The organism is Sphingomonas sp. 28-62-20, from assembly GCF_002281505.1.
In genome coordinates this window covers 205,021-217,842 of record NZ_NCGH01000011.1, presented here as the reverse complement: position 1 = coordinate 217,842, position 12,822 = coordinate 205,021, and the positions used below count along the sequence as shown (strand labels likewise).

9 protein-coding genes are annotated in these 12,822 nt (G+C 62.2%); 3 read left to right on the top strand and 6 right to left on the bottom strand.

The window, feature by feature from the left end; genetic code table 11:
* The first annotated feature begins 95 nt into the window (after nucleotides 1-95).
* A complete protein-coding gene (locus B7Y43_RS11450) occupies nucleotides 96-1,958 on the top strand; it encodes a CocE/NonD family hydrolase (RefSeq protein ID WP_374131782.1) in 1,863 nt (620 codons plus the stop codon).
* A gap of 55 nt (nucleotides 1,959-2,013) precedes the next feature.
* On the opposite strand, the gene B7Y43_RS11445 is transcribed toward B7Y43_RS11450, so the two are convergent.
* On the bottom strand, nucleotides 2,014-2,901 hold the full coding sequence (locus B7Y43_RS11445; protein WP_374131781.1) for a hypothetical protein: 888 nt from the start codon (nucleotides 2,899-2,901) through the stop codon (nucleotides 2,014-2,016).
* Between the two features lie 179 nt (nucleotides 2,902-3,080).
* On the opposite strand from B7Y43_RS11445, the gene B7Y43_RS11440 reads away from it, so the two are divergent.
* The gene (locus tag B7Y43_RS11440) at nucleotides 3,081-4,001 is read left to right on the top strand and encodes a TauD/TfdA family dioxygenase (protein ID WP_374131780.1); all 921 of its coding nucleotides are present in this window, start codon (nucleotides 3,081-3,083) and stop codon (nucleotides 3,999-4,001) included.
* A gap of 68 nt (nucleotides 4,002-4,069) precedes the next feature.
* On the opposite strand, the gene B7Y43_RS11435 is transcribed toward B7Y43_RS11440, so the two are convergent.
* The 5 genes from B7Y43_RS11435 to B7Y43_RS11415 form a co-directional block, all read right to left on the bottom strand.
* Complete coding sequence (locus B7Y43_RS11435) at nucleotides 4,070-4,831, bottom strand: ABC transporter permease (RefSeq protein ID WP_374131824.1); 762 nt, start codon at nucleotides 4,829-4,831, stop codon at nucleotides 4,070-4,072.
* A gap of 5 nt (nucleotides 4,832-4,836) precedes the next feature.
* Nucleotides 4,837-5,772, bottom strand: coding sequence for an ABC transporter ATP-binding protein (locus B7Y43_RS11430; protein ID WP_374131779.1), 936 nt, complete (start codon nucleotides 5,770-5,772; stop codon nucleotides 4,837-4,839).
* A 235-nt stretch (nucleotides 5,773-6,007) separates the two neighbouring features.
* On the bottom strand, nucleotides 6,008-6,766 hold the full coding sequence (locus B7Y43_RS11425; protein ID WP_374131778.1) for a DsbA family protein: 759 nt from the start codon (nucleotides 6,764-6,766) through the stop codon (nucleotides 6,008-6,010).
* The gene (locus B7Y43_RS11420) at nucleotides 6,766-8,115 is read right to left on the bottom strand and encodes a M48 family metalloprotease (RefSeq protein WP_374131777.1); all 1,350 of its coding nucleotides are present in this window, start codon (nucleotides 8,113-8,115) and stop codon (nucleotides 6,766-6,768) included. The genes B7Y43_RS11425 and B7Y43_RS11420 overlap by 1 nt, the downstream gene beginning before the upstream one ends.
* A 98-nt stretch (nucleotides 8,116-8,213) precedes the next feature.
* Nucleotides 8,214-11,033, bottom strand: coding sequence for a ribonuclease E/G (locus B7Y43_RS11415; RefSeq protein ID WP_374131776.1), 2,820 nt, complete (start codon nucleotides 11,031-11,033; stop codon nucleotides 8,214-8,216).
* Nucleotides 11,034-11,562: 529 nt separating this feature from the next.
* Between B7Y43_RS11415 and B7Y43_RS11410 the strand changes: the two genes are divergently transcribed.
* Nucleotides 11,563-12,768 carry an N-acetylmuramoyl-L-alanine amidase gene (locus B7Y43_RS11410; protein WP_374131775.1) on the top strand — a complete coding sequence of 402 codons (1,206 nt, stop codon included), beginning with the start codon at nucleotides 11,563-11,565 and terminating at the stop codon, nucleotides 12,766-12,768.
* The last annotated feature ends 54 nt before the right edge of the window (nucleotides 12,769-12,822 follow it).

Sequence of the window (12,822 nt, the reverse complement as noted above, 5' to 3'; positions counted from 1 at the left end):
TCGTTCATGCGGTTTGGTGGCTGAGCGGGGTGATCGGCGCTTCTCGATTGGCAATCGGCGGGTTAGGCTGGACGGCGTGAATGGGAGATTGATGGATGCGTGCTCGCCACCTTGTCATGCTGCTTGCGGCCACAACCATGCCCGTGATGATCGCTGCGCGCCCGCCGGCAGCGCCTGCGCAAGCACCGGTGGAGGCGGCAGCCCCCTTCACCTTTGAAAAGCTGATGGTGCCGATGCGCGACGGCGCGAAGATGGAGACGGTGATTCTGCGCCCCACCGGGGCAAAGGGTCCGCTGCCGATTCTGTTCCAGCGCACCCCCTATGGTATCCCGCAAGCTGCACCGCGCCAGGTGCCGGGCAGCTGGAAGGGACTGGTCAAGGACGGCTATATCTTTGTGTTCCAGTCGATGCGCGGGCGGTTCGGCTCGGACGGGAAGTTCACGCTGTCCACCGCTGTGCACCCCGGCCAGCCCAAAATCGTTGATGAAGCGACCGATGCCTATGATTCGATCGCCTGGCTGGTGAAGAACGTAAAGCCCAACAATGGCAAGGTGGGCATGTGGGGCGTGTCCTATCCGGGGTTTGCGGCGGCGATTGCGCTGGTCCATCCGCATCCGGCGCTGAAGGCGGTATCCCCGCAAGCGGCGTGGATCGATTATTGGACCAATGACGATCTCCACCGCAATGGCGCGCTCAGGCTGAGCTATGTCGCCGACTGGGTATCCTCGCTCCAGCTGACCAAGGATGATGGCCCCGATTTCGATTATGGCGGCGTCGATACCTATGATTATTTCCTGAAGCTTGGCGCGGCGGCCAATCTCGACAAGATTTGGGCTGGCAAGGTGCCGATGGCGACGTCGCTGTTTGACCACCCCAATCATGACAGCTTTTACACCGACCAGAACTGGCACAAGGCGCTCGGCAAGACGACGGTGCCGACACTCAACGTCGCCGGTTTCTGGGATCAGGAAGATCCATGGGGGAGCTGGCAGATCTATGCCAAGCAGGAGGAGAACGACCCCGATCACCTGAACGTGATGGTCGCGGGCCCCTGGGCGCATGGCAGCTGGCATGGCAAGATGGATATGCTTGGCAACATTCCGCTTGGCCGCGATACGGGCGTGGAATTCCGCGAACAGATTGAGGACCCGTTCTTCCGCTATTGGCTCCACGGCGTGGGCGAGAAGCCCGCTTATGAGGCGCGCATTCTGCAATCGGGATCGAATGTCTGGAAAACATATGCAAGCTGGCCGCCCAAGATGGCGACCGAGACCAGCCTGTATCTCCACGCCGATGGCAGCCTGCGCTTCGACAAGCCTGCCGCGGGGGAGGCGTGTCGCAGCTATGTTTCCGACCCCGCCAACCCGGTGCCTTTCCGCGAGCGTCCGATCTCGTCCACCTACCCGCGTGCCGAATGGCGCTGGTGGGAAGCCGCCGACCAGCGCTTCGTCGATCACCGGCCCGATGTGCTGAGCTATGTCTCAGCGCCGTTGGACGCCGACCTGACCGTGACTGGAAAAATCGCCGCCGAGCTGATGGCCTCGACCAGCGGCACCGACAGCGATTTCGTGGTGAAGCTCATCGACGTGCTGCCCAATGATTACGAGAAATTCGACGGGACGAAACCGCTCGGCGCCTATCCGCGCCAGCTCAACGGCTATCAATGGCCAATCGCAATGGAGGTCCGCCGCGGCAAGTTCCTGACGAGCGAGACCGATCCAAAGCCGCTGGTGCCGGGGCAAGTGACGAAATGGGACGTGCCGCTTCGCGATCACGACCATGTCTTCAAAAAGGGCCACCGGATCATGGTGCAAATCCAGTCGAGCTGGTTCCCCGTCATCGACCGCAACCCGCAGACCTTCGTCCCCAACATCTCGCGCGCGAAGCCGGAGGAGTATGTGAAGGCGGAGCAGAAGGTGTGTGCGGGGTCGGCGGTGGTGTTGCCGGTGGTAAAGTAAAGCCAACAATCCCCGTCACCCGGGGCTTGACCCGGGGTCCCGCTGCCCTGCGCGCTCAGTCGATTAGCCTAATCGCGGCAAGCGCTGCGAGCGCTTGATCGGCATGCGCCGCGCGGCGTTCGACCCAGCGCTCCGCAGCACCGATCTCATCGGCGAGGCTGATTGCCATCAAAGCGCGGCGTTTCAGCCGCTGATCATTGTTGAACCGCACGCTGGGATCTTTCGAATGGGTTGAAAACAGCGGTCCGGCGACGATCGCCTCGACGAACGGTCGAGTAAAGGTGACGCCGAGATGCTCGGCTACCGACATTATGGCCTGTACCGGTTGTGCGTAGAACAGCTCGGCATCTAGGCTACGCGCATGCGGCATCAGCGCTGCGGTTGCCGAAAACAGCCGCATTTGCGCCAGCCACAACGCGGCGGCGCGTTCTGCATCTGTCGTTTGCGAGAGATCACCGAGCCACGGTGCGAGCGCGGTGGTCACACTCCGTATCCATGTGCGGAGACCCTTGCTGCGCAGAATTGCTAGGCAATAGTCGCGCAGCGGCAGATACAGCAGGATCGCGCGGGCTTCAGGATCGAGAGCTGCGAGCGTGGGAAGTGCGAAATTTACCGGGACATTGGCCTTGATGATTGTCGGGGCATCCTGACGGTAGCGTTTCGAGACCATCGCCTTGGCCACCGCAAGCTGCTCTGGTGCTTGTGCTAGCGCTGCCTGACGAAGCGTCAACGGCTCGCGCAAAATAAGATTGCCCGAGAAATCGTCCAAAGCGCGCGCCAGCAAGGTGGACCCACAATGGGCGATATGGAAGATCCAGCCAGTTGGTGCAGGGGCATGCAGGGCATCGGCCAACATCGCGATCGGAACGCGCAGCGTTCCGCTCGCTGCCTGCGAAATGCGGTTATCGAGGAAGATCGAGCGATGATAAGCTGCACGATCCATCGACACAAGCACCGCCGTATCACCGTCGAAGGCATAAAAATAGTGATCTGGCGAGTGGAAAAGGTCGTTGCGTGTCGGCATCATAGCGATCGAATATGGCCTATTACTTACCTTTCGGCTATACTCACAAGACAATGCCTATCATTCATTTACCCGAAGCGAATCGCCCGCAGGTTCTGATGCAAGCTGACCGCGAACGCGGGTTGCTAGACCTTGATCCGACGCAGATCATTGATCTGTACAAGCAGCACGGCGCGCTTTTATTGCGCGGTTTCGGGGCGGATATTGCGCAGTTTCCTGCCTTCGCTAGGCGCTTCTGCCCGACCTCGGTGATCAACAATAGCCTGGGACGACGCCCGATCGATGCGGCAGCGAAAATCCAGACCGTCAATTGCGGCACCCTAGCCTTCTCGCTCCACCCCGAATTGTCACGCGAGCCGTGGAAGCCCGACGCGGCTCTTTTCGCGTGCTTTTCTCCGCCGTCGCGTGGTGGGGCGACGACGATCTGCGATGGTGTCGCGCTGGTTCGCGCGCTTCCAGAGGCACTGCGAAGCGCGCTGGCACCGCGGCGACTGCTCTACAAGATGGAGTGCTGGCCGGAACTGCTTGAATTTTGGCTTGGTGATCCGAAGCCGAGCGATGCCCTGCTCGCGGCGCCGCCCTCGACCTGCCCGTATTTTTTCAGGCGGTCCGGCGAGCAAGTCGTGCGGATGTTCACGCGGCCGGTGTTGCATAAGCCGATGTTTATCGACGAACCAGCGTTTGGTAATTTCCTGCTCTTCGCGCGTTTTAGCAAGAACCTGCCCAATTTTCCCGTCCTTGATGATGGTTCGCCAGTGCCGGAGACATGGCTGCAGACGATCAAGGCGGTAGGGGATTCGCTGACCGTCCCCGTCGTTTGGGAAGCTGGCGACGTCCTGATGCTTGATAATACGCGCTTCATGCATGGGCGTACGACGATTCTTGATGCGCGCGAGCGGCTCATCGCGACATTTTTCGGCTATGTCAGCTTTGCACTGCCGAACCCGGAGGAGCCTGCCCAGCCAAGATGGCGGCAAGCCGATTTCACTCCGCCGCTCCGGCCAGGATTGCAGCGCTAGTCCTGCCGATGTTCCGGCGGAGCGAAGTCGGCGCGGTGGTCATTGAGCAGCTGTAAGCTTACCCACCCTCAACTCTTCAACCGATACCCCGTCCGGAAAATCCACGCGATCGTCGCCAGCGACACGGCCAGAAACCCGCCAATCGCGACCAAACTCCACCCAATCGCTACGTCCCCCTGCCCGAAGAACGTCCAGCGAAAGCCGCTGATCAGATACACGATCGGGTTGAACAAGGTTACCGTCTGCCACGCCTCGGGCAGCATCTTGATCGAATAAAAGGTGCCGCCCAGGAAGGTCAGCGGCGTCACCACCAGCAGCGGCACGATCTGCAACTGCTCAAAGCTCTTCGCCCAGATGCCGAGCACAAAGCCAAACAGGCAAAAGGTGATTGCGGTCAGCAGCATGAAGCCGATCATCGCCACCGGATGCGCGATCGGCAGCGCCACGAAGAGATGCGCGGTCGCGAAGATCACCAGCCCCAGGATCATCGATTTGGTCGCCGCCGCGCCAACATAAGCGAGCACGGTTTCAAACGGCGAGATCGGCGCGGAGAGCAGTTCATAGATCGTGCCCGACCATTTGGGCATATAGATCCCAAAGCTCGCATTGCCGATCCCCTCGGTCAGCATCGATAGCATGATGAGGCCGGGGACGATGAACGCGCCGTACGGCACGCCGTCCACCGTCGTGATCTTCGATCCGATCGCCGAGCCGAACACGATGAAATAGAGCGCGGTGGTGATGACGGGCGTCAACAGGCTGGTCGCGATGGTGCGGCCAAAGCGCGCGAGTTCGAAACGATAAATGGCGGCGATGCCGTGCCAGTTCATGCCGGTCATTGTGCCGCTCCCCCTTCATGTACCAGCCCGACGAAAATATCCTCAAGCGAGCTTTGCGCAGTGTTCAAATCTTTGAAGCCGATGCCGAGATCGCCCATCGCGCGCAGCAGCGAGGGGATGCCGGTACGTTCGCTATTCGCCTCGAACACATATTCCAGCTCATTGCCCTCAGCCTTCAGTGTCGGGTTCCATTGCGCCAGCTCGGGGGGCACCGCGCCGAGCGGTTCGGCGAGATTGATCGTCAGCGTCTTTTTGCCGAGCTTTTGCATCAGCGTGGTCTTGTCCTCGACCAGGATCAGCTTGCCCTTCAGGATCACGCCGACGCGGTCGGCCATCTCCTCGGCCTCCTCGATATAATGCGTGGTCAGGATGATCGTGGTGCCACGCTCGCGCAGGCGCCGGACCAGCGCCCACATATCGCGGCGCAGCTCGACATCGACGCCGGCGGTCGGCTCGTCGAGGAACAAAATGTCGGGTTCATGGCTGAGCGCCTTGGCGATCAGCACGCGGCGTTTCATCCCGCCGGAAAGCTCCATGATCTTGTTGTTGCGCTTCTCCCATAGAGACAGGTCGCGCAGGATGCGTTCGATCACAGCGGGGTCGCGCGGTCGCCCAAACAGCCCGCGCGAGAAGCTGACGGTGGCCAGCACCGTTTCGAATGCATCGGTCGACAGCTCCTGCGGCACCAGCCCGATCCGGTAGCGCGCCGCGCGATACTCTTTCTGGATGTCGTGCCCCGCCACCGTCACGCTGCCACCGCTCGGGGTGACCAGCCCGCAAATGATGCTGATCAGCGTCGTCTTGCCCGCGCCATTGGGGCCGAGCAGCGCGAAGATTTCGCCCTTGGCGATCGTCAGATCGACATGGTCCAGCGCGGTCAGCCCCGACGCATAGGTCTTGGTCAGGCCTGAAACGGCCAGAATTGCGGTCATGATTGCCCCTATGCTTCCTGATCGTGCAGGTAGGCACGGCAGGGGGCGACTGCAATCGCCTGGGCTTAGGGGGCGATCACAATAAACCCGTTTGTCCTGAGTAGCCACTGAGCTCTTGTCGAAGTGGCGTATCGAAGGACAGGGTTTGAGGCACGGACCCTTCGATACGCGTCTTCGACAAAGGCTCAGCCGCTACGCAGGGCAAACGGTTCGCAATGGACCATGATCCACGCAATCAGCTCTTGGCGCGCTGCTTGGCGATCAGCCGTTGCAGTTCCTCGATCGGCAGCGCTGCGGAAACGACATGGTCGCCAATCACCCAGGATGGCGTGCCCGTCATCCCCAGCTGCTGGGCGACCCGCAGGTTACTGTCAATCTCGGCATCAATGCGGGGATTGTTCACCGCCTGTTGCACCATTTGCGGATCGAGCCCCGCTGCTTGCATCGCGCGGGCCATCGACGTGTCGGAGATGGGCCCGCCAGCGTAGAGTGCTTCATGAAATTGCTTGAACCGGCCACGCTCGGCGGCGACCAGACTCAGCCGCGCAGCGCTGCGGCTTTCGGCCGACAGGATTGGCAATTCGCGAAAGATGATCCGCACATTGGGGTCGCTCGCCACCAGCTTGGTGATGGTGGGCAAGCTCGATCGGCAATAGCCGCAATTATAATCGAAATATTCCACCAGCGTGACATCGCCGTTGGGATTGCCGACCCAGGCATTGCCAAACGGAGTGAGGATCGCATCGCGATTGGCGGCGATTCCGCGGCCCGTTTCGCGGTCGCGCATCAGCCCCATCGCTTCGGGAATAATCTCCGGATGGGCGAGCACATAATCATGCACCACGCGCTCCATCGCCGCGCGCTGCGGCGTGGCCAGCGTACTGCCCGACAAGTGGTTCACTCCGGCAACCGCCCCGGCACCGATCACGGCGGATATCGCCGCCACGCCAAGCAACAGCCAGCGATTGCCAGAAATCATATTGAACTGGGTCACTATCGGCGGCCCCCTTTGCGCGAATCATCAAGCTCATTTTGCGCGGCCAGGGCAATATCCTGCGCGCGGATCCAGTCGACGCTGTTTTGGGTCAGGCCAATCATCGCCGCCCGCGCGCTAAAGGCGGCGGTGCGGGGGTCCCCCGTCAAGCTGGCGCGTTCGGCGGTGGCGAGCAATGATCGGGCACGATCGCCTTTCAGCTCATAAACCGTGCCGAGCTGAAACCAGGCAAAGGGGTTTTCGTAATCGCGCGCCACGGCCTGGCGCAGCACCTTTTCTGCCTCGGCAATATTGGTTTTGTCTTCCGTGGCGATCAGCGCATGGCCAAAGGTGGTGGCGATCAGCGGTTGATAATTGGTGATCTCGGTCGCCTCACGCAGGGGGACCAGCGCCGCGGCCGGCTCCCCTGATTCAAGCAAGATCTGGCCCTTAATCTCCAGGAAATAGGGATCATGCGGGGCGGCCGCGATCAGGGCATCGGCTTCGGCATTGGCTTTGTCGGGATAGCCAGCCTTGTGATAGGCATAGGCGCGCGCGTAATGCGCATAGATGCTCTGATTGCTGGTCGGATAGGCATTCAGCGTCCGCTTTGGTTCATCGACAAAGCCCTTCAGCTTCGCCTTTACCCGCAGGAACCGCGCATCAAGTGCCTGGCTGGACGGGGTGTTCCAGGCGGGCGATTGCTCCAGCGTATGCGTCAGCGTGGCGACCCGCTCACCGCTCAACGGATGGCTTTGGGCATAGGGATCGATATTGGTATAACCGGCGCGGAATTCGGCGCTTTGCAGCTTTTTGAAGAATTGCAGGAAACCGCGCCCGCTGATCCCGGCATCCTGCAGGAATTTCGCTGCCGTGGCATCGGCGGTTGCTTCCTGCACCCGGGTAAAGGCCAGAAAGGCGCTTTGCGCTGCTTGTTGGCCCGCTGCCAGAATTCCCGCGCCACCCTCCGGTGAACCGGCGGCAATCGCCGCGGCGCCAAGCAACAGGCTGAGCACATAAATGCCAATGGCGGGGCGAATCCCCTCGGATTGCAGCACGACATGGCCATCGGCGATATGGCCCAATTCATGGGCAATCACGCCCTGCACCTGATTGGCGTTGTCCGCCTCGCTGATCAGGCCGGAATGGATATAGACGGTCTGCCCGCCGACGACGAAGGCATTGATCGAATCATCCTTGATCAGAATGACGCGAACATCCTTGGGGCTCAGGCCGGCCGCTTCGATCAGCGGTTTGGACATGTCGGCGAACAGCGCCTCGGTTTCGGCATCGCGCAGGATCGATTGCGCACGGGCAGGCTGCGCCATAATCAGCAGCGAAAGCGCAAGCGCAGCGATGATTTTTCTCATCTGCCCGGTATCTGCCAGTTTTGCCGATTATTCAACGGTAACACCGTGCCAGGCCGCCGCGTGAACGCTCGAAAGCGTTCACGCGGTGGATGGATCGGTTAGGCCCCGAACGTGCGCTGCCACCAGCCGCGACGTGCGGGCCCTTCGGTCGCTTGTTCGCCGCCATTGGCCGCTTCAAGCGTGGGCGCGGATTCTGCTGCCACGGCCGGTGCGGCCGCCGCCTGATCTGCTGCCGCCTGATCTGCTGCCGGCGCCGCTACCGCTTCTGCCGGGCTGTCGGCATCTACCGGTGCCTTGGCTTTGGCCCTGCTCTTTGGCGCTGCCTTGGCTGCCGTCTCAGTCTTGGCCTTGGCCTTGGGCGCATCCTTTGCAGCCGCCCGACGCTTCGGCTTGGCTGGTGCATCGGCGTCAGCGTCGGCGACAATCGCATCAGCTGGCCCCGTATCAGCACCAGTCTCGGCAGGCGCATCACTGGTCGCGGCCTTGCTGCGACGCGTGCGCTTCGGCTTGGCGGGTGCCTCTGCCTCTGCCTCTGCCTCTGCTTCTGCATCTGGCGCGGTGGCCTCGACGCTGTCGCTGGCCGCTGTCGGTGCTTCGCTCATATCGGGCAGGGCTGGGGCCTTGGCACGCGGACGACGGCGCGCGCGCTTGGGTGCCTCGCCTTCGTCACTTGCCGGTGCGCCAGCGTCCGCAGGCGTACCCGCCTCTGCGGTATCGCCAGCGGCGGCGTCAGCGGCTTCAGCGGTTACCGTTGCCTGATCGCCACGATCGCCTTCGGTGCGGTTTTCACCCCGACGCCCGCCCCGACGGCCCCGACGCCCACGCCGACGGCGCGGTTCGCCATTCTCATCCGTAGGGCGCGCGGTTTCGGCGTCGCGTGGGGCGCCAGCGCCGTCATCCTCGCCAGCCTCGTCGTCGCTTTCGCTGCCATCACCGTCGCCGGCTTCGGGACGCGCCTGGCTGCCAGCGTCACGCTCGCCGCCTTCGCCCTCGGGACGACCGCGACCGCGCCGACCACGACGGCGACGGCGCTTGTTGCGACGGGCTTCGCGCTCGCCTTCCGATTCGCCCTGGCGTGGCGCATCTTCGCGCGCTTCGGCCTCGCGCTCTTCTTCGGTTTCTTCCTCGTCCTCGATCTCTTCGATCTCTTCGTCTTCGTCGATCTCGGCGATTGGCTGTTCGAAGCGTGGCGTATAGGCGGGCGGCGGACCGCTCGCCTCAACCGACATGCGCGCGCCTTCCTGCTCGCCGTCGGGCGCAACCTCGATCATCACGCCATACCGCTCTTCGATCTCGGCGAGTTCGGCGCGCTTGCGGTTGAGCAGATAGAAGGCAGCTTCCTGGCTGGCGCGCAGCAACAGCTGCGACCCGCGACCACGCGCTGCTTCATCCTCGATCATCCGTAGCGCGCTCAGCCCCGCTGAAGATGCGGTGCGGACAAAGCCCGATCCTTCGCAGTGCGGGCAGGGACGGGTGGATGCTTCCAGCACACCGGTGCGGAGCCGCTGGCGGCTCATTTCCATCAGGCCGAAGCTGGAGATACGACCGACCTGGATGCGGGCGCGATCGTTCTTCAGCGCTTCCTTCATCGCCTTTTCAACCTTGCGGTTGTTCGACGGGTTATCCATGTCGATGAAATCGATCACAACCAGCCCGGCCATGTCGCGCAGCCGCAGCTGGCGCGCGATTTCCTGCGCGGCTTCCAAATTGGTCGCGGTCGCGGTCTGCTCGATATTATGTTCGCGGGTCGATCGGCCGGAGTTGATGTCGATCGACACCAAGGCTTCCGTCGGGTTGATCACCAGATAACCGCCCGATTTCAGCTGGACGACCGGGTGGTACATCGCGCCAAGCTGATCCTCGACATGGTTGCGCTGGAACAGCGGCACCGGATCGGAATAATGCTTCACCCGCCTTGCGTGGCTCGGCATCAGCAGCTTCATGAATTCCTTGGCCTGGCGATAGCCGTCTTCGCCCTCAACCACGACTTCGTCGATCTCGCGATTATAGATGTCGCGGATCGCGCGTTTGATCAGGTCGCTATCGCCATAGACCAGCGCGGGCGCGTCGGATTTCAGCGTCGTTTCGCGAATCCCGTCCCACAGCCGGGCGAGATAATCGAAATCGCGCTTGATCTCCACCTTGGTGCGCTGCAGCCCGGCGGTGCGGACGATGCAGCCCATCGACGGCGGCAGCTTCATGTCCGCCATGATCGATTTCAGCCGCTTGCGATCGCCTGCGTTTGAAATCTTGCGGCTGATCCCGCCGCCATGCGAGGTGTTGGGCATCAGCACGCAGTAGCGCCCAGCGAGCGACAGATAGGTCGTCAGCGCGGCGCCCTTATTGCCGCGCTCTTCCTTCACGACCTGCACCAGCAGCACCTGGCGGCGGCGGATCACATCCTGAATCTTGTACCGGCGGCGCAGGTTCATCCGGCGCTGGCGGAGTGCCTCTACCGCATCATCGCTGCCCCCGCGTGATCGCGGGCGTGGCGGCGCATCGGCATCACCGCTCTCGCCGTCATCGTCGTTGTGCGCCTCCTCTTCAAAGGCTTCACCGTCATCCTCGTCGTCACCACGGGCATCGTCCTCGGCATCAGCCTCAGCACGCAGCGCTGCTTCCTCGGCGGCGTGCTCGGCCTCTTCGCGCAGCAGGGCGTCGCGGTCTTCCTTGGGGATCTGGTAATAATCGGGGTGAATTTCGCTGAACGCCAGGAAGCCGTGGCGATTGCCGCCATAATCGACAAACGCTGCCTGCAGCGATGGTTCGACTCGGGTTACCTTGGCGAGATAGATATTGCCTTTGAGCTGCTTGCGCTCAGCGGATTCGAAATCAAATTCCTCGATTCGAGTTCCCTTGACGACGGCAACCCGGGTTTCCTCCCGGTGCCGCGCGTCGATCAGCATACGCATTGTCATAAATAAATCTCCGCGCGCGCGTGCCGGGGCCGTTCAGGCCGGGCCGCGCGCGATTGTGTGGCGTCAATGAAGGAGCGGCAGCGCCGCTGACTTCGATCGATCGAGTGAAGGTAGATACTGCCTCTGCCCGCAGTGCACGCCGGGACCCTTGGTCCGCGACACCCCACACGCCCACAGTCGCGCCGGAACGAGCCGGGCGGTTTGTGGGGGAGGAGAAATGCGTCATGCGAGCGTCAACCTGAAGAACCGCGCACGGGCCGGACGGCATCGCGCGGACGTTCGCCCAACCCCGCGCGGAATGCGCATGATCGGGACAATTAGTGGCGTAGCACCACCTTTGCGCGACAGCAACCGGCAGCGCATTGCCGGTTACCGGCAAAAAAATGCCGAACGGCAAGTTAACCGCATCGTTTCACCGCGACTTGAGGCGGCGCGCTTTAGGCATGGGTGGTCAGTTTACCCCAAAGGGAGCAATCCCCTCATGCCTTTTTACTGGACCGCGCGACCCTTCGCGCGGCATTGTCGCTCTGTGAGTTTTTTGATCGCCCTGCTCGCCTGCTGGCTTTCCGGCACACCCGGCTGGGCGGCGACGGTCGAGCGAATCGACGTGCGCCCCGATCGGATCGTCATCCGCTTTGACGGTGCCGTCGCGCAGGCGTCGAGCTTTGCACTGGATGGGCCACGCCGGATCGCACTTGACGTAGACGGCGCAACCCCCGGCGGGAATGTCGAGGCGGAGGGCGTGGTGGACTCGGTCCGCCAGGCGGCGCGCGGCAGTGATGGTGCACGGATCGTGTTCGATCTCGCCGCGCCGGCGATCATCGCCGAAGGCAGGTTTGGCAGCGACGGCCAGGTCCTTACCTTGATGTTGCGGACGGTTGACGATGCCCGCTTCGCGCGTGCAGCGGCAGAGGGGCGTATGCGTTTTCTGCCGCCCTTCAATTATGGATCCGGCGTTACCCCTGCCAGCTACCGCGTTTCAACGGCGGTGCCGCCATCAAGCCGCAAACTCGCCCTGCCGCGCGTCTATGGCGATGACGACAGCCGACCGTTGGTGGTGATTGATGCTGGCCATGGCGGGGTCGATCCCGGCGCGATCTCACCCGATAGCGGGCTGCGCGAAAAGGAGGTGACCCTGAAGATCGCGCACGCAATCCGTGACGAGCTGATTGCTTCCGGCCGGGTCCGCGTGGCCCTGACGCGCGAGGATGACAAATATCTGATCCTGCAGGAACGCTATGGCATCGCGCGGAAGCTCAAGGCTGATCTGTTTATTTCGATTCATTGCGACAGCGTGGGCGGCGGATCGGCGAGTGGCGCGACGGTATACACTTTGTCCGAAGTCGCCTCTGACAAGGAATCAGCGCGATTGGCCGCCCGCGAAAACAAGGCGGACATCATCCAGGGCGTCAATCTCGCGTCAACCTCGGCCGATATCTCGTCGATTTTGATCGATCTCACCCAGCGTGAAACGATGAACAGCTCGGCCAATTTTGCCCGGCTGCTCGGTCGGGAGGCTAAGCCGCTGATGCCGATCAAGCCGAATTTCCATCGTATGGCCTCGCTGGTGGTCCTGAAAGCGCCCGACATGCCGTCGATCCTGTTCGAAACCGGCTATATCTCCAATCCAGCCGATGCCGCATTTATCGACTCGCGGGACGGGCGTGCCGCGATTGCCGAGAGCATTAGGCGCGCCATCGACATTCACTTCGCGCGGCGGATGGCAGCGCGTTAAGCGGGTGCCCGCAGAGGGTGGCAAGCCGACGTAAACTTGGCTAGGGGCTCCAGT

What these genes read in the sequence shown, in the direction of transcription:
- B7Y43_RS11445 (WP_374131781.1), bottom strand. Translation starts at nt 2,901, where the DNA reads ATGGATCGTGCAGCTTATCATCGCTCGATCTTCCTCGATAACCGCATT.
- B7Y43_RS11430 (WP_374131779.1), bottom strand. Translation starts at nt 5,772, where the DNA reads ATGACCGCAATTCTGGCCGTTTCAGGCCTGACCAAGACCTATGCGTCG.
- B7Y43_RS11440 (WP_374131780.1), top strand. Translation starts at nt 3,081, where the DNA reads ATGCAAGCTGACCGCGAACGCGGGTTGCTAGACCTTGATCCGACGCAG.
- B7Y43_RS11435 (WP_374131824.1), bottom strand. Translation starts at nt 4,831, where the DNA reads ATGAACTGGCACGGCATCGCCGCCATTTATCGTTTCGAACTCGCGCGC.
- B7Y43_RS11420 (WP_374131777.1), bottom strand. Translation starts at nt 8,115, where the DNA reads ATGAGAAAAATCATCGCTGCGCTTGCGCTTTCGCTGCTGATTATGGCG.
- B7Y43_RS11450 (WP_374131782.1), top strand. Translation starts at nt 96, where the DNA reads ATGCGTGCTCGCCACCTTGTCATGCTGCTTGCGGCCACAACCATGCCC.
- B7Y43_RS11415 (WP_374131776.1), bottom strand. Translation starts at nt 11,033, where the DNA reads ATGACAATGCGTATGCTGATCGACGCGCGGCACCGGGAGGAAACCCGG.